11 protein-coding genes are annotated in these 16,173 nt (G+C 73.1%); 5 read left to right on the top strand and 6 right to left on the bottom strand.

Features of this window, described 5'->3' with window-relative positions; genetic code table 11:
• Positions 1-56 precede the first annotated feature (56 nt).
• The 3 genes from KLP28_06890 to KLP28_06880 all read left to right on the top strand — a co-directional run bounded on the left by KLP28_06890 (position 57) and on the right by KLP28_06880 (position 3,126).
• The gene (locus KLP28_06890) at positions 57-638 is read left to right on the top strand and encodes a PadR family transcriptional regulator (GenBank protein QWC86402.1); all 582 of its coding nucleotides are present in this window, start codon (positions 57-59) and stop codon (positions 636-638) included.
• Positions 639-751: 113 nt separating this feature from the next.
• A complete protein-coding gene (locus KLP28_06885; protein QWC86401.1) occupies positions 752-1,843 on the top strand; it encodes an inositol-3-phosphate synthase in 1,092 nt (363 codons plus the stop codon).
• A gap of 173 nt (positions 1,844-2,016) precedes the next feature.
• Positions 2,017-3,126: an MFS transporter gene (locus KLP28_06880; GenBank protein QWC86400.1), complete on the top strand. Its 1,110-nt coding sequence runs from the start codon at positions 2,017-2,019 to the stop codon at positions 3,124-3,126.
• Positions 3,127-3,144: 18 nt separating this feature from the next.
• Here the strand turns inward: KLP28_06880 and KLP28_06875 are convergent, their stop codons facing one another.
• The 6 genes from KLP28_06875 to KLP28_06850 all read right to left on the bottom strand — a co-directional run bounded on the left by KLP28_06875 (position 3,145) and on the right by KLP28_06850 (position 11,231).
• Positions 3,145-5,085, bottom strand: coding sequence for a penicillin-binding protein (locus KLP28_06875; GenBank protein QWC86399.1), 1,941 nt, complete (start codon positions 5,083-5,085; stop codon positions 3,145-3,147).
• A 1-nt stretch (position 5,086) separates the two neighbouring features.
• Positions 5,087-5,794: an AIM24 family protein gene (locus KLP28_06870; protein ID QWC86398.1), complete on the bottom strand. Its 708-nt coding sequence runs from the start codon at positions 5,792-5,794 to the stop codon at positions 5,087-5,089.
• 18 nt (positions 5,795-5,812) lie between these two features.
• Positions 5,813-7,618 (bottom strand): signal peptide peptidase SppA, encoded by a 1,806-nt coding sequence (gene sppA / locus KLP28_06865; protein ID QWC86397.1) that lies wholly within the window; start codon positions 7,616-7,618, stop codon positions 5,813-5,815.
• A gap of 35 nt (positions 7,619-7,653) precedes the next feature.
• Entirely contained in the window at positions 7,654-8,145 is a 492-nt protein-coding gene (locus KLP28_06860; GenBank protein QWC86396.1) for an SRPBCC family protein, read from the bottom strand.
• Between the two features lie 102 nt (positions 8,146-8,247).
• The gene (locus KLP28_06855) at positions 8,248-9,705 is read right to left on the bottom strand and encodes a hypothetical protein (GenBank protein QWC86395.1); all 1,458 of its coding nucleotides are present in this window, start codon (positions 9,703-9,705) and stop codon (positions 8,248-8,250) included.
• A gap of 104 nt (positions 9,706-9,809) precedes the next feature.
• The gene (locus tag KLP28_06850; GenBank protein ID QWC86859.1) at positions 9,810-11,231 is read right to left on the bottom strand and encodes a CCA tRNA nucleotidyltransferase; all 1,422 of its coding nucleotides are present in this window, start codon (positions 11,229-11,231) and stop codon (positions 9,810-9,812) included.
• 178 nt (positions 11,232-11,409) lie between these two features.
• Here KLP28_06850 and KLP28_06845 point away from each other — a divergent pair, with 178 nt between their 5' ends.
• Both KLP28_06845 and murJ read left to right on the top strand, forming a co-directional pair.
• Entirely contained in the window at positions 11,410-14,289 is a 2,880-nt protein-coding gene (locus tag KLP28_06845) for a hypothetical protein (protein QWC86394.1), read from the top strand.
• Positions 14,286-16,034, top strand: coding sequence for a murein biosynthesis integral membrane protein MurJ (murJ, locus tag KLP28_06840; protein QWC86393.1), 1,749 nt, complete (start codon positions 14,286-14,288; stop codon positions 16,032-16,034). Before KLP28_06845 ends, murJ begins: the two co-directional genes overlap by 4 nt.
• Positions 16,035-16,173 lie beyond the last annotated feature (139 nt).

Raw genomic sequence — 16,173 nt, 5'->3', positions numbered from 1 at the left:
ATCGACGGGTATCCGCAGCGGGTACGCGCCACGAACACCAGGGGGAGGACAGAGCCATGGCACGACGGTCGGCCTCCCTCGAGCTCGCGGTGCTCGGCCTGCTCCACGAGGAGCCGATGCACGGCTACGAGCTGCGCAAGCGGCTGGGCGTCATGCTGGGCTGGCGCCGCGTGCTCTCCTACGGCTCGCTGTACCCGGCGCTGAAGAAGATGCTCCGGGCCGGCCACATCGCCGAGGCCGGCAGCGCCGACCCCGCCGCCGGCCAGGCGGCGTCCGCGATGGGCCGGCGGCAGCGCATCGTCTACCAGGTCACCCCGGCGGGCCGCGAGGAGTTCGCGGCCCTGATGCGCGAGGCCGGACCCGCGGCGTGGGAGGACGAGGACTTCGACATCCGCTTCGCGTTCTTCAGCCGCACCGACATGGAGATCCGCCTGCGGATCCTCGAGGGCCGCCGCGCGCGCCTGTCCGAGCGGCTGCAGCGCGTGCAGTCCGAGCTGGAGCGTACGCAGCGCGAGGTCGACTCCTACGCGACCGAGCTGCAGCGCCACGGCGCCGAGTCGGTCGAGCGCGAGATGCGCTGGCTCTCGGAGCTGATCCAGCGCGAGCGGGGAGAGCCCCCCGCCACCACGACCGGCTGACCCGCACCACGCGGCATCAGCCCAGCACCAGTCAGGCTGCGGCATCCCGCAGCACCACCAGACCCCGACCAGTCCCGTCACACCGGGACGGAGACGCAAGTGAAGGAGAACCCATGGGTTCGGTACGAGTCGCCATCGTCGGCGTGGGCAACTGCGCCACCTCCCTGATCCAGGGAGTCGAGTACTACAGGGACGCCGACCCGGCGGGCACCGTCCCGGGGCTGATGCACGTCACCTTCGGCGACTACCACGTCTCCGACGTGGAGTTCGTCGCCGCGTTCGACGTCGACGACAAGAAGGTCGGCAAGGACCTGTCGGAGGCGATCAACGCCAGCGAGAACAACACGATCCAGATCTGCGAGGTCCCCACCCTCGGCATCGAGGTGCAGCGCGGCCCGACGCTCGACGGTCTCGGCAAGTACTACCGCCAGACCATCGAGGAGTCCGCCGCCGAGCCGGTCGACGTGGTCGCCACGCTGAAGGCCGCCGAGGTCGACGTGCTCGTCTCCTACCTCCCGGTGGGCAGCGAGGAGGCCGACAAGTTCTACGCGCAGTGCGCGATCGACGCCGGCGCCGCGTTCGTCAACGCCCTGCCTGTCTTCATCGCCTCCGACCCCGAGTGGGCCAAGAAGTTCGAGGACGCCGGTCTCCCGATCGTCGGCGACGACATCAAGAGCCAGGTCGGCGCCACCATCACCCACCGCGTCATGGCGAAGCTCTTCGAGGACCGCGGGGTCGCGCTGGACCGCACCTACCAGCTCAACGTCGGCGGCAACATGGACTTCAAGAACATGCTCGAGCGCGAGCGTCTGGAGTCCAAGAAGACCTCGAAGACCCAGGCGGTCACCTCCAACCTGACCGGCAGCCTCGCCGGCCTGGTCGATGACAAGAACGTCCACATCGGTCCCTCGGACTACGTCGCCTGGCTCGACGACCGCAAGTGGGCGTACGTGCGCCTCGAGGGTCGCGCCTTCGGTGACGCCCCGCTGAACCTGGAGTACAAGCTCGAGGTCTGGGACTCCCCGAACTCCGCCGGCATCATCATCGACGCCCTGCGCGCCGCGAAGATCGCGAAGGACCGCGGCCACGGCGGCCCCGTGCTCTCCGCGTCCTCCTACCTGATGAAGTCCCCCCCGGTGCAGCGTCCCGACGACGAGGGTCGCGCCGCCGTCGAGGCGTTCATCCGGGGCGAGAGCGACAGCTGAGCGTACGAACAGAGCTGGGGCACCTGCTCCGCGGCCGCCGGTTCCGGCAGCTGCTGGGGGTCAGGTGCCTCAGCCAGTTCTCCGACGGCGCCTTCCAGGCCGCGCTGGCCTCCTTCGTCGTCTTCTCCCCCGAGCGGGCGGCGACGCCGGCCGCGCTCGCCGGCGCGTTCGCGGTGGTGCTGCTGCCGTTCAGCGTGCTGGGCCCGTTCGTCGGTGTCTTCCTCGACCGGTGGCCGCGACGCTCGGTGCTGGTGTGGGCCAACTGGGCCCGTGTGCCGGTCGTGGTCGTCATGGCCTTCGGCACCTACGCCGGGTGGGGCACCGGGGTGCTGCTGCTGCTCGCCCTGCTGGCGCTCAGCGTCGACCGGTTCCTGCTCGCGGGGCTCTCGACGGCGCTGCCGCGGGTCGTCGCTCCCGAGCGGCTGGTCACGGCGAACTCGATCGTGCCCACGGCGGGCACCGCGTCCTTCCTCACCGGTCTCGCCGCCGGGTCGACGCTGCAGGTGCAGTCGGGTTCCGAGGCGCTCGTGCTGGGGTCGACGGCCGTGCTCTACGTGCTCGCCGGTGCCTCGGCGCTGGTCTTCCCACGCAGGCGTCTCGGCCCGGACCCCGACGTGCCGCGGGCCGACCTGCGGACGGCGCTCGTCGACGTGGTCACCGGACTGCGCGGCGCCCTGGGCCACCTGCACCAGCGGCGCCCCGCGGCGTACGCCCTCGCCACCATCGGTGCGCACCGCTTCTTCTACGGCATCAGCACGGTCGCGGTGATCCTTCTGTACCGCAACTACTTCTACGCCCCCGACCAGAGCGAGCAGGCCTTCGCCGCCCTGAGCGTGGCGGTGCTGGTCTCCGGAGCCGGCTTCGTCTCCGCCGCGGTGCTCACCCCGGTGCTGGCCGGTCGCGTCGGCACCCGCGACTACGTCGCGGGCCTGCTGGCCGTGGCGACCGTCGTGGTCGTCTTCCCGACCGCGCTCTACACGGTCCCGGCCGTGCTCGTGGCGTCGTTCGTGCTCGGCGTCGTCTCCCAGGGGGTGAAGATCTCCGTCGACACGACCGTGCAGCTGGCGGTCGCCGACACCTTCCGCGGCCGCGTGTTCGTCCTGTACGACGTGCTCTTCAACGTCGCCTTCGTGGTCGCGGCGGTCGTCGCCGCGGCGGTGCTCCCCGCGGACGGTGTCTCGGTGCCGGTGCTGGTCGCCTCGGCCCTGGGGTACGCCGCCATCGCCCTGGTGTGGGTGCGCGTGCAGCCGCGGGCCCTCAACAGGGTCGCCGAGCCGAGCTGAGCCCAGCCGGGCCGGGGATCAGCCCGCTGCCTGCAGCAGCTGCTGCAGCAACGGCCCGGCGGTGCCGGACCCGGAGTCGCCGCTCTCGACGTACGCCGCGACGGACAGGTCGCCGCGTGTCGCCACCATCCACGCGTGGGTGGGCAGGGAGCCGTCGGGGCCGGGTTCGCCGAACTCCGCGGTGCCGGTCTTGGCCCCGGACGCTCCGACGCCCTGCAGCACCTGTCCGGACCCGTCCGCCACCACACTGGCCAGCATCGAGCGCAGCTGCCGCTGCTCGGCAGGCGTCAGCGGCGCCGTCGGCTCGCTCGGCGTGACCTCGACGCCCTCCACCAGTCGCGGGAGCACGACGCCTCCCGCCTGCACCGAGGCGGCGACCACGGCCATCGCCACCGGCGACGCGGTGAGGCGCCCCTGACCGATGAGGTCCGCCGCCGCCTCGGTCTGGGTCTCGGGCGGGGGGATCGAGCCGAAGAAGACGGGGTAGCCCATGTCGTGGTCGACCCCGAAGCCCAGCGCAGCGGCCGCATCGGCGAGCACGGCGGGCTCGATCTCGTCGGCGGCGCCGATGAACGCGGTGTTGCAGCTCTGCGCCAGGGCGGTGCGCAGGTCGATGCGGCCCAGCGCCGAGGTGGGATAGCCGTCGTAGTTGGAGAAGGTACGCCCGTCGACGACGGTCGTCTCCTCGCAGCGCAACGGGCTGTCCGGGGTGAGCCCGGCGCGAAGCAGCGCGAGCGCGGAGACGATCTTGAACGTCGAGCCCGGCGGCTCCGCGCCGAAGGTGGCCGTGGAGAGACCCTCGGCCCCCTGTCCCGAGGCCACGGCCAGCACGGCGCCGTCGGAGGGACGCAGCGCGACGAGTGCGGTGGCGCCCGCCGCGTCGGGAACCTGGTCGAGGATTCGCTGCGCCTGCTGCTGGAGGCGTACGTCGAGGGTCAGCCGCAGCGGCCGCCCGTCCTGGGCCGGCACGTCGAACAACGCCTCGACCTCGCCCGATGAGGACTCGCGGCGCACGACCAGCCCGTCGGTGCCGCGGAGCTGCTCGTCGTAACGGGCCTGGAAGCCTGACAGCCCCACCGTGTCGCCGGCGGCGAGATCCCCACCGGACTCCTCGGACTCGGCGAGGATCTCCGCCGTCACGGGCCCGACCCGCCCGATCAGCGGGGCCGCGAAGTCACTGGTGGGGGCGAGGGGCTCGGTGGTCGCGAAGGCGAGCCCGCCGGGGATCGCCTCCACGCGGTCGATCAGGTCACGGGCGCCCTGCGTACGCACCGTCAGCGCCGGGACGAACGCCGCGTCGCCGGAGGCCTCGACCTGCTCGACGTAGGACCCGACAGTCACGTCGACCGCCCGGGCGAGGCGGCGCGCCGACCTGGTGGCGTCGGCGCCGTCGAGCCTGGTCTTGTCGATGCCGAGACGCACCACGTCGCGGTCGACGACGATCGGGCGGTCCGCACCGAGGATCCGGCCTCGTGCGGCCGGCTGGGTCGCGACGTCGAGGGAGTCGCCCGCCTCGAGCGCGGGGTGCACCCACGACGGGGTCCAGGTCGCGGTCCACCGGGGTCTGCCCTGAACATCAGTCGATGTCTCCCCGTCCTCGGTGAGAGGGGTCAGCACCGCTCGGGTGCGGTAGCGCCAGGTCTCCCCGGCCAGGTCCCACGTCCAGGTCAACGGGAGCACCGCACGCGACTCCTCCACGCTCACCTGGCCACCGGCGACGTCGACGTCGGCGCCGACCCGGTCGGCGAGATCACCCAGGGTCGCCTGCAGGTCGGCGGTCGCCTCGTCGGTGCCGCTGACCGCGACGCCACGCAGGTCACCGCCGGACAGACCGGCCACCAGCGCGGTCGCGTACGCCTGGGCGCTCTGCTCGCTCTCGTCGGGGCCGGTGCAGGCCGCGAGGAGCCCGGTCGTCAGCGCTGTCACCGCCACCACGGCGGCCGTACGCGGCAGCGCCACCTCAGCTGCTGAGGTTGCCCAGCAGGCCGCCGCCACCGCCGGAGTTCTGCCCCTGGGCCACCGGGGCCCACTCCGAGGGCTGCACGACGACGAAGCCGGGGCCGTGGAAGAGGTACTGGAACGCCTCCCCGGACCCGCCGCGCAGCAGCGAGGAGAACTTCATCGAGTTCACCAGCTGCGGCTGCAGGTGGGAGGACCAGGCGACCGCGGCCTGGACGTCGACGTAGGTCGGCTGCTGGCTGCAGTCCAGCACCACCGGCGAGCCGACCGAGTGCATCGCCACGGTGCCGTTGCCCTCGATGACGGTGTTGAACAGGCCCCCGGCCATCATGCCGGCGCCCTTCGTACGCTTGATGTCCCAGGTCAGCGCCGCGTCGAAAGCCAGCAGGTTGCGCCCGTTCACGCTGATGCCGTCTCCCTCGAGCGTGACCGTGTAGACGAATCCCGCCTCGGAGGCGAAGAAGACCTCACCGCGACCCGAGACCCGCATCAGCGGGATGTCCTCGGCGGTGAACATCTTCTTGAGCAGGCGACCCATGCCGGCCTTCTCGTGGTCGAACTCGACCTGGCCCTGGTAGGCGACCATCGCGCCCTTGATCGCCAGCACGTCCTCGCCGAGGGCGACGCGGAGCATCTGGGGGTTCTGCAGCGCGAACCGCTCCCCCTGCTCGTTCTCGAGGTTGGCCGGGTCGAAGAGCGGGCTGCGCATGGGCCGAGCGTAGACCGCTCAGCGGACGAAGGACGGCAGCGGCGCGTGCAGCACCCCGTGGGTGCCGAGCGCGGTCTCCAGATCGAGCCCCGCGGTGCGCGCGACCCGTGCGGCCAGCTCCACCAGACGGCTCTCGGGGGCCCCGGCAGCGAGCGCCGCCAGTCCGGCGCCCAGCCCCGGCAGACCGGTAGGAGCCAGGCCGAGCGAGGCGTTCGGCGCCTCGGAGTTCGGCGCCGGGAGCAGCCGCGCCAGTGCGGGCACGTCGGGGTAGCGGACGACGTCGAGGTCGCCGCGCTCACGGCCGGCGGCCTTCGCCGCGGCTGCGATCGCGGCATCGAGACCGCCGAGCTCGTCGACGAGCCCCCGCTCGTGGGCGTCCGCTCCGGTCCACACCCGCCCCCTGGCGAGGGCCTCGAGGTCGTCGTACGCCATGCCGCGGCCCTGCGCCGCCTTGCCGACGAAGTCGGCGTAGACCTCGTCGAGCCAGGCGTCGAGGCGCGCCAGCTGGGCCTCGTCGAAGGTCTGCTGCGCCGACCACATCTGCGCCTGCTCGCCCTGCTGCACCGCCTCGGTGCGGATGCCGACCTTCGCCAGCGCGTCGGCCACGACCACCTTGCCTGCGAAGACGCCGATCGAGCCCGTCAGCGTCGTCGGCGAGGCGAAGACGGTGTCGGCCGCCATGGCGACGAAGTAGCCCCCGGACGCGGCGACCTGCCCCATCGAGGCGACCACCGGGATCTCTTTGTCGACAAGACGACAGATCTCCCGGTGGATGGCGTCGGAGGCCGTGTACGACCCGCCCGGGCTGCTGACCCGCACCACGACCGCCGCGACGTCGTCGTCGCGGCCGGCCCGCCGCAGCGCGGCGCACACCCGGTCGGCGCCCGCACGGGGGCCCGACATCGGGCCACCCCCGCCGCGCCCACTGACGATGGCACCCTCCACGCCGACGACCGCGACCGTGCCGGGCCGGTGCGCGCGACGTACCCGGGCCACCAGGCGGCGTCCCTCCTTCGCGAGTGCCCTCGGCAGCTCCCGACCGGTGGCGCGCGCCACGCGCTCGGCCGGGGCCGGGCTCCACCGGTGCAGGTAGCGCAGGGTGACCGACCCGTCCTCGGAGCCGGTCAGCGCGCGCCGCGCGGCGGCGTACGCCTCGTCGCGGTAGCCGAGGTGGTCGACCAGCCGGTGCTCCTTCGCCTGCGCCGCGGTCAACGGCGCCGCCGCGACGGACTCGCGCACGGAGGACTCCCCGATGTCGCGGTTGTCGGCGATCGTGCTGACGGCCTGCTCCACCAGTGAGTCGGCGAGGCGCTGGTAGGACTCGCGCTGGGCGTCGCTCATGGAGGTGCGCTGGAAGGTGTCCGGCGCCGACTTGTACTCCTTGCGCGCGCTGACCTGCGGGACCACACCGAGCCTGTCGAGGCCCTCCTTGACGAACTGGCTCGCCAGTGCCACCCCGACGAGCCCCAGACCGCCCGACGGCTGCAGGTACACCTCGTCGGCGTGGCTGGCCAGCAGGTAGGGCGCCGTGCCGTCGCCCTGCTCGCCGTAGGACTCCGACCAGGCCACGACCTTCTTGCCGGCGGCCCGGAACGCGCACAGCGCGGCCCCCAGCTCCTCGGCCTGGGCCAGACCGGGACCCTCCGCACCCACCACCAGCACCAGGCCGCCGACCGACGGTGAGGCCGCGGCCTCGCGCAGCCGCCGGATCGTCGTCGGCAGCACGGGGATGTCGCGGGCCCGGAACGCCGCGAGCGGCTCCTCGGGCACGGCCTCCAGCAGGCCGCGGGTGAGGTCGAGCTCGAGCAGCACGGGGGTCGCCATGCCGGCGAACCTATCCAGGCGCGCGAGGTCGCTGCTCAGGCCTGCTGCTCGGCCTCGGCCTTGATCCTCGCCAGCGTCTGCTCCAGGCCCTGCTTGAGCTCGGCGGTGAAGTCCTCCTGGCCGCCGAGGACCTTGTCGACGAGCACGGAGGAGAGCTTCAGGGTGCCCTTCTCGGCCTCACGACCGGCGGTGAGCGTCGTCGCGGTGCCGTCGGGACCAGCCGGCGTGAGCCGGTAGTACCAGGTCGTCTGGTTCTCCTTGATCCTGAAGGCGATCTCGGAGTTCTCGTCGTAGCGCACGACCTTGCTCTGCGTCGGCCAGTGCAGCCAGCCGCGGTGGTTGATGTTCAGCGCCGTCGCGCCCTGCTTGGTCTCGCCGCCGAAGACGTGGGTCCAGCGGCACTGCGGGCTCCACCGGCCCATGTTGGTGAGGTCGGAGACGAGGGCCCAGACGGTCTCGACCGGGGCGTCGACGGTCGTCGAGCGCTCGATGTTCTTCTCGATGCCCTCGGTGACGTACGTGGCCATGCGGATCTCCTGTGGTCGGTGGGTCGATCGATCGGTGCCGTGCTGAGGTCGCAGGAACGCTAGTCCAGACCGGAGCACCGGGTCATGCGGCCGCGACGGATCTCACCCCGTCGTGGCCCCGATCCCCAGCAGCGCCGACAGCCCGAGCGCGCTGCGCGGCGCGAACGGCGCCCGCCAGAGACCGCCGTGGGCGGCGGCGTACGCCTCGTCCTGCCAGGGCTCGTCGTGCCGCGGTCCGCCGTCGGTGTGCAGGTCGTGCACGAGCAGGATCGCGCACAGCACCGCCGAGGTCGCCGGGTCGAAGATCTGCACGTCGAAGCGGTGGGCGCCTGCGTACGCCGCCGCGAGGGCACGGTTCTTGATCACCGACCGGGTGCGGGTGGGCGGGGCGATGTTCATCGAGACCGTTGCACCGGCGGCCCGGGCGTCGGTGGCCCGCCACCGCTGCAACCGCTTGGCCAGGGCGTAGTTCGGTCCCTGCTGCGGCACGATCGCATCGTGCACGGCCGGGTCCAGGCCCGGTCGGTACTGCCGCTGCAGCAGGCGACCCGCACTGACCGTGCGCAGCGCGCGGCCGAGGTTCTTCGACAGGCCGGAACGCTCCTCGTACCGCGCCGTCGCCTGGTCCACGGCGTCGCCCGGCACGGCGAAGACGTCCGTCGGGGTGGCCAGGAACGCCAGGGCCGTGCGGTCGTCACGCGCGAGGGCGCGCCGACTGACCTCGTCGACGGCAGTGGCGACGCGGACGTTCAGCGCCCCGTCGGCGTACACGTAGTTGCCGACGACGAGGCTCCCGTCGCGGGCCGCGCTGCCGGTGAGCCAGTCGGTGATGCGCGGCACGTCGGTCAACAGGTCGACGCCGAGGTCGTCGTCGTCGGGGTCGTCCGGCGCCAGCAGGGTCCCTGCACTCGACCCGGCGGTCTCGACGAGGCGTGACCAGAGGTCACGGCGCGGCAGCTCGACGGCGGCGACCCGAGCGCCCCAGCGCAGCAGGGTGGCGACGGGACCCATCTCCGAGCTCGCGCCGAGGGCCGCGACCGTGCGCCCCTCGCAGCGCAGCCACCCGGGGTTGTCCACCACGGCGCGCACGGCCTCTGCCAGCGAGGGCTCCACCACCCCGTCGGCGACCCAGGTGTCGACCTGCCGCAGCAGCTCGTCGCCACGCAGGCGGTCCCCCTTGTAGGGCAGCGAGACCTCGCTCGACGGTTCGGCGGACCCGTTGATCTCGCGGGTCAGCAGCGGCGGCCCCGAGGCCTCCCAGTCCGCGAGCGGGCTCTCCTCACCGTTCAGGTCCACGCACATCCGCTCGTGCACCGCACCGATGCCCTGCGCGGCGATCCGTCGTGCTCGGTCGGCGTCACCGAGACCTGCTTCGACGAGCCGACGGAAGTGCTCGGGGTACCCGGTGCGCCACGCGCTCTCCGAGAACGCGCTGCGGGCCCCGGTGTCGTCCACCGACGCCAACGCCATCGCCACGACGGCACGCCCGGTCTCGGTGGTGCTGCGGTTCCCGTCCGCCCCGGTCGGGAAGACGACACCCTGCTGCTGATGCTCGGCCATGACAGCACCCTTGCCGATGCCCGGCGCGCGGACCACCTGTCCAGACACGTCCGACCTGTCGGAAGCGCTGGTGACAGCGCAGGTCAGGAGGGGTCAGGGGAGGGTCAGGACTGCTGTGCCCACCACGCGAGCAATTCCTCGCGGGCGGCTTCCTCGCCGAGGGGGCCACGGTCCATGCGCAGCTCCAGCAGGTGCTTGTACGCCTGTCCGACCTGCCGGCCTGGCGGCACCCCGAGGATCTCCATGATCTGGTTGCCGTCGAGGTCGGGACGCATCGCCGCGAGCTCTTCGGCCTCCCCGAGCTTCTCGATGCGGGCCTCGAGGTCGTCGTAGGTGCGCCGCAGCCGGTCGGCCTTGCGTCTGTTGCGCGTGGTGCAGTCGGCACGGGTGAGCACGTGCAGGTGCTGCAGCTCCTCGCCGGCGTCGCGCACGTAGCGGCGTACGGCGGAGTCGGTCCACTCCCCGGAGCCGTAGCCGTGGAAGCGCAGGTGCAGCTCGACCAGCCTGCTCACGGCTTCCACGACGTCGCCGGGGTACCGCAGCGCCTTCAAGCGCTTGCGCGCCATCTTCGCGCCGACGACGTCGTGGTGGTGGAAGGTGACCGACCCGTCGTCGAGGAAGCGTCGGGTGCGCGGCTTGCCGATGTCGTGGAGCAGCGCGGCCAGACGGTTCACCAGGTCCGGGCCCCCGCCGGGCAGGCGCGGCTCCAGGTCGATCGCCTGCTCGAGCACCGTCAGGCTGTGCTCGTAGACGTCCTTGTGCCGGTGGTGCTCGTCGCGCTCCAGGGCCAGCGCGGGGAGCTCGGGCAGCACCCGCGCCGCGATGCCGGTGTCGACGAGCAGGCGCAGGCCGTCGCGAGGGTGGGGTGCCAGCAGCAGCTTGCTGAGCTCGTCGCGCACCCGCTCGGGGGAGATGATCTCGATGCGGTCGGCCATCGCGGTCATCGCGGCGACCACCTCGGGGGCCACCCCGAAGCCCAGCTGGGCGGCGAACCGGGCCGCCCGCATCATGCGCAGCGGGTCGTCGGAGAAGGAGACCTCGGGCGTGCTCGGCGTCCGCAGCCGACGTTCGGCCAGGTCCAGCAGACCCCCGTGCGGGTCCTCGAAGGTGCGACCGGGCAGCGAGATCGCCATGGCGTTGACGGTGAAGTCGCGGCGCACCAGGTCTCCCACGAGCGAGTCGCCGTACGCGACCGCGGGCTTGCGGGAGGAGCGCTCGTACGCGTCCGCCCGCCAGGTCGTGATCTCGACGGTCCAGGCGCCCTTGCGCCCTCCGATGGTGCCGAAGGCGCGACCGACGTCCCAGGTCCCCTCGGCCCAGCCCTTCAGGAGCCGCTCGGTCTCCTCGGGTCGGGCGGACGTCGTCAGGTCGAGGTCGACCAACGGGCGACCGAGCATCGCGTCGCGCACCGGGCCACCGACCAGGGCCAGCTGGTGGCCCGCGGCGGCGAAGCGCTCCCCCAGCGGTCCGAGCACGGGCTCGAGCCGGTCGAGCTCCCGGGTGACCGCAGCCTGCACCTCGGCCATCCGCAGTGGCTGGGCGCGCGGCGGCGTCCCGTCCGCCACCACGCCGGTGGCGGCGCGGGTGGCCGGGGCTGCGGGGTCGGGGACGGCGTCGGGCACGGCGGTCCACTCTAGGTGCCCGCCGGCCGGGCCCGGCACGAGGATCCACCGTCCTCCTGGTCCACGCCACTAGCATCGGGGGGTGAGTCCCTCGCCCACGCCAGCTGCCGCGTGGACCCCGGACCCCCCGATGCGGCCCGGGTCCCGCACTCAGCCGTACGCCGTCGTCCTGCTCCTGCTCGGCCTCCTCCTCGCGCTGCTGCCGGTGCTGAGCACCCCGTCGTACGCCGACGCCTCCGTCACCGCTCCCCTCGGGACCCTGTCGGACCCCACCGCAGACCCCAGCGCAGACCCCAGCGCAGACCCCAGCCTCGATCCCGGGCAGCCCGAGTCCGAGCCGGTCGCCCCCGAGGAGGACGAGCTGCCGCTGCGCGTCACCCTGACGTCGATCACCCCCTCCACGCTGCCCGCGCCCGGCACCGAGGAACAGGTCACGGTGCAGGGCTCGATCGAGAACCGCGGACCGGTGCTCTCCGAGGACGTGAAGGTCTACCCGGTGCTCGGGACCACGCCGATGACGACGTCGGCCGAGCTCCGCGACGCCTCCGCCCTGCCCCGCAACTTCGTGATCGGTGATCGCAACCTCGATCCCGACAACTTCGCGGACATCGGGGATCTCGACCCCGGCCAGCAGGCGTTGTTCACGCTCTCCATCGGCCCCGACGACGTCGGACTGGTCGAGAGCGGCGTCTACTGGCTCGGGGCGCAGGCCCTGGGCAGCGTGGACGGGGTACGCGACACCGTGGCGGACGGCCGCGCGCGCACCTTCGTGACGCTGCTCGGCGACGACGTCGACGCCGACCCGCGCGGTCCGCGCAGCGACCCGCCGCAGGTCGACCTGACGATGGTGCTCCCGCTGCGCAGGGCCGTCCGGCGCGACGCGGACGGTCACCTCACCTCCCCCGACGCCTGGGAGGACGCGCTCGGCGAGGACGGTCGACTGGGGCGTCTGGTGGCCCTGGGGTCCTCGACGGGTCTGGAGCCCTCGTGGCTCCTCGACCCCGCTGTCGTCGACGCCGCGGTCTCGTTGGCCCAGGGCGACCCGGGTTTCCCGCTCACCGCGCGCGAGGCCGTCGCGGCGCTGTCGCAACCGGGCACGGTGCAGCCCTCGGGGTCGGACACCTCCGGGGGCAGTGGCTCCGGCGGCCCCGGTGGCCCCAGCGGCTCCGACGGCCCCGACGGGTCCGGGGGCGCGAACAACGGCACGGACGGCGACGGACAGGGGCCGAGCTCGAACGACCCCCCCGCCGCCGACGACGCCGGCTCTCCGGGCTCCGAGGGCGGGTCCGACGGGTCTGGTGACGGGCAGGGCGACGGCTCCGACGCCGGCACGGCCGGGCCTCTCGATCCCGACGCGGCGTACGCGCGACCCGGGTCGTCCGCAGCCGCCTGGCTGACGGCTCTCGGGGACGCGCTCTCCTCGGGCACCGGCCTGTCCCTCCTGCCCTACGCCGAGCCCGACGTCAGCGCCCTGGCACGCGAACGTCAGCGCGGACTGCTGCGCCAGGCCACGGGGGCGACCGTCAGCTCGGCCGAGCGGCTCGGCCTGCAGGGCGACCTCGTCGTGGCCCCCGCCCGCGGGTTCGCACGTCCTCGGCTGGTCGCCGAGGACGGCCCGCTCGCCACCACCGTCCCCGTGCTCCTCAACGACCGGGCCGTACGACCTGTCGATGCCGCCGACGACGCCGATGAAGTCGACGACGCCGCCGAGGGCCTGGCCCCCGCCGACGACCGCCCGGTGCCCGGAGCCGCGCTGCGGACGGACTCCGGCCACCGGATCATCGCCTTCAACCAGGGCGTGCAGCGTGGCGGACCGGACCCGGCGGCCGACCTCTCGGCCCTCGGCGTGCGGCAGCGCGTGCTGGCCGAGTCCATGGCGACCCTGCTGGCGGATTCGGCCGACGGCGTCACCCCGGGACTGGTGGCGATGCCTCCCGCCCGCTGGGATCCGGGTCCGCAGTGGGCGGCAGCCGACTTCCTCGACGGCCTCGACGTGCCGTGGATCTCGCAGACCCCCCTCCCGGGTGCCGCGATCGAAGCGGACACCACCGCTCCCGACACCGACGAGACGCCCGATCCCGCCGTACCGACACCCTCCGAGCCCTCCGCACCGCCCACGCAGTCGCCGACGACGCCGCCCTCCACCGAGCCCACCGAGCCCACCGACCCGGTCGCCCCGACCGACCCGACCGACCCCGACCAGGCGCCCGAGCTGTCCCAGGACGAGCTGGAGTCGGCGCTCCTCTCCCCTGGCGAGAGAGTCGTGTCCCTGCGCTACCCGGAGCGGCAGGCACGTCGTGAGCTGAGCGAGGCGCTGCTGGCCTCGGCCGCGGACCAGGTGCGTCTCTCCGAGGCCGTGGGCGCGGTGCTGGCGGAGAACCCGGCGGCCGGTCCGCAGCTGGTGCGTGCCGCGCTGACGGGTGTCAGCGTGTACGTCCGCGGCCGGCAGCCCACCGCAGCGCAGCGCCTCGCAGGTCAGGCGGTGACCTCTCTCGAGCTGCTCCGCCGGATCCAGCTGGAGGTGCCGAGCCTGGTCACGATGTCGAGCTCCTCCGGCAGCATCACCGTCAAGATCGTGAACGGCCTCGACCAGCCGGTGCGGGTCGGCATCGACGCCGCGGTCTCCTCGGGCACCGAGCCCGGCGCGCTCGTGCTGGACCTCCCGCAGTCCCTGGCCATCCCCGCGGAGCAGCAGGTGACGCTGCGCCTCCAGGCCCGGGCCGCCCGAGTCGGAGTCAACGTGGTCGAGCTGCGCGCCGCGTCCCCCGACGGCCTGCCCGTCGGCCTGCCCGCCGAGGTCAACGTGAGGGCCTCCACGCTCGGCATCCAGATCTACCGGGTCATGGCCGCCGGCGGTCTCGTGCTGCTCGCCGTGGTCTTCTTCCGGGTGCGGCGGCGCATCCGCGTACGCCGGGCCACCCACGGCCCCCTGCTCGCCGCGACCGACCGAGGGGCCTCATGAGCGACACCAGACCCGGCTCCGACGAGGCCGCTGACCAGGCCACCGCCGAGCCGGTGCCCGACGAGACCACCGGTGAGGCGGCGCAGAGCTCGGTGCTCTCCTCCTCCGCAGTGATGGCGGCCGGCACGTTCTTCTCCCGCATCTCGGGGTTCCTCCGGGCCGGCCTGCTGGCCGCGGCCCTGGGCATCACCACGGTGCAGGCCGACGTCTTCACGATCGCCAACACGATCCCGAACATGCTCTACATCCTGCTGGCCGGCGGTGTCTTCAACGCCGTGCTGGTCCCCCAGCTCGTGCGGGCGATGAAGGCCGGCGAGGCCGAGGGCGAGGCGTACACCTCCCGTGTGATCAGCGCCGCCGTCGTCTTCCTGGCAGCGGTCACCGTGCTGCTGGTCGTCGGGGCGCCGTTGCTGATGCGGCTGATCCTCGACGGCGACTACTTCAGCGACCCCGCGCTCGCCGGGGCGCGGGACTCGGCCGTGATGCTCGCGAGGCTGTGCCTGCCCCAGGTGTTCTTCTACGGCGTCTTCGTGCTGCTCGGCCAGGTGCTGAACGCGCGGGGCACGTTCGGCCCGATGATGTGGGCCCCGATCGCGAACAACGTGATCTCGGTGGCCATGCTGGCCGCGTACCTCGTGGTCTTCGGCGCCGGCGACCCCGCGACGGAGTCGTTCACCCTCGGTCAGGAGCTGCTGCTCGGCATCGGCTCAACGGTGGGGATCCTCGCGCAGCTGCTGGTGCTCGCCCCGTACATGCGGGCGTCGGGCTACCGCTTCCGCTTCCGTCTCGACCTGCGCGGCTCGGGTCTCGGTCACACCCTTCGCCTGGGCAGCTGGACCGTCGGCTTCGTGATCGTCAACCAGATCGCATACACCGTGGTCATCCGACTCGCCTCGTCCGGCACCGCGGAGGCGGCGACGGGCGCCGAGTCCACCGGCACCGGTGCGACGGTCTACTCCTTCGCCTTCCTGCTCGTGATGGTGCCGCACTCCATCGCCACCGTCTCGCTCGCGACGGCCATGCTGCCGCGCCTCTCCCGCGCGGCCGCAGGCCACGACCTGGCGGCGGTCGGCCGTGGCGTGAGCTCCACGATGCGGTCCGCGTACGCCCTCGTGGTCCCCTTCGTGCTCCTGCTGCCGCTGATCGCGCCGCACCTGGCGAACCTCGCGTGGGGGTGGGGTCAGTCCGCCGAGGACTACCGCGCCGGCATCCCGACCCTGCAGCTCTTCGCGATCGGCATGTTCTTCTTCACCGCGCACTACCTCGTGCTCCGCGGCTTCTACGCCCTCGAGCAGACCCGTCGCGTGTTCTGGGTGCAGTGCGTGATCGCCGTGGTGCAGGTCGGCGCGGCCGTGCTGCTCACGGCCTCCGGGCCGGCCTCGCAGACCGCGGCCCGGCTGGTCGTGGCCTACAGCCTCGCGTACGCGGTCGGTGCGGTGCTGTCCTTCGCCGTCCTGTCCCGTGAGATCGGGGGCCTGCAGGCGGCCCGGCTGGTCCGGTTCGGCGTCCGTGTCGGCCTCGCCGCCGGGATCGCCACCGCCGTCGTCGCCCTGGTCGCCCTGGGTCTGGACCAGGTGTGGGACGGGGACTCCAAGCTGCGGGCCGTGGTGCTGCTCGGTTCCTTCGGTCTGCTCCAGCTCTCCGTCTTCGGTCTGCTGGCGCGCCTGATGCGTGTCGAGGAGGTCACCACGGTGCTGGACCTGCTGCTCTCGCGCGTACGCCGTCGCCGTCGCGCGGCCGCCTGAGGGCCGCGAGGGCCACGTCACCGCGCAATCGCCTGCCCCGGCGCCTACCATCGTGAGGATGCGACCAGCGGTCCAGCACCGCGACGGTCCGAGCACAGCACAGGGACCTCGAGCAGCCAGAGGAGTGGCGTGAGCCCGG

Source organism: Nocardioidaceae bacterium (assembly GCA_018672315.1).
Lineage (GTDB): Bacteria > Actinomycetota > Actinomycetes > Propionibacteriales > Nocardioidaceae > TYQ2.
Note: the sequence above shows the minus strand (reverse complement) of the source record. Positions and strands in the feature narration are given on the sequence as shown.

Coding starts and splice junctions, on each gene's coding strand:
- KLP28_06885 (QWC86401.1), top strand. CDS start 752: ATGGGTTCGGTACGAGTCGCCATCGTCGGCGTGGGCAACTGCGCCACC.
- KLP28_06860 (QWC86396.1), bottom strand. CDS start 8,145: ATGGCCACGTACGTCACCGAGGGCATCGAGAAGAACATCGAGCGCTCG.
- KLP28_06855 (QWC86395.1), bottom strand. CDS start 9,705: ATGGCCGAGCATCAGCAGCAGGGTGTCGTCTTCCCGACCGGGGCGGAC.
- murJ (QWC86393.1), top strand. CDS start 14,286: ATGAGCGACACCAGACCCGGCTCCGACGAGGCCGCTGACCAGGCCACC.
- sppA (QWC86397.1), bottom strand. CDS start 7,618: ATGGCGACCCCCGTGCTGCTCGAGCTCGACCTCACCCGCGGCCTGCTG.
- KLP28_06850 (QWC86859.1), bottom strand. CDS start 11,231: ATGGCCGAGGTGCAGGCTGCGGTCACCCGGGAGCTCGACCGGCTCGAG.
- KLP28_06870 (QWC86398.1), bottom strand. CDS start 5,794: ATGCGCAGCCCGCTCTTCGACCCGGCCAACCTCGAGAACGAGCAGGGG.
- KLP28_06890 (QWC86402.1), top strand. CDS start 57: ATGGCACGACGGTCGGCCTCCCTCGAGCTCGCGGTGCTCGGCCTGCTC.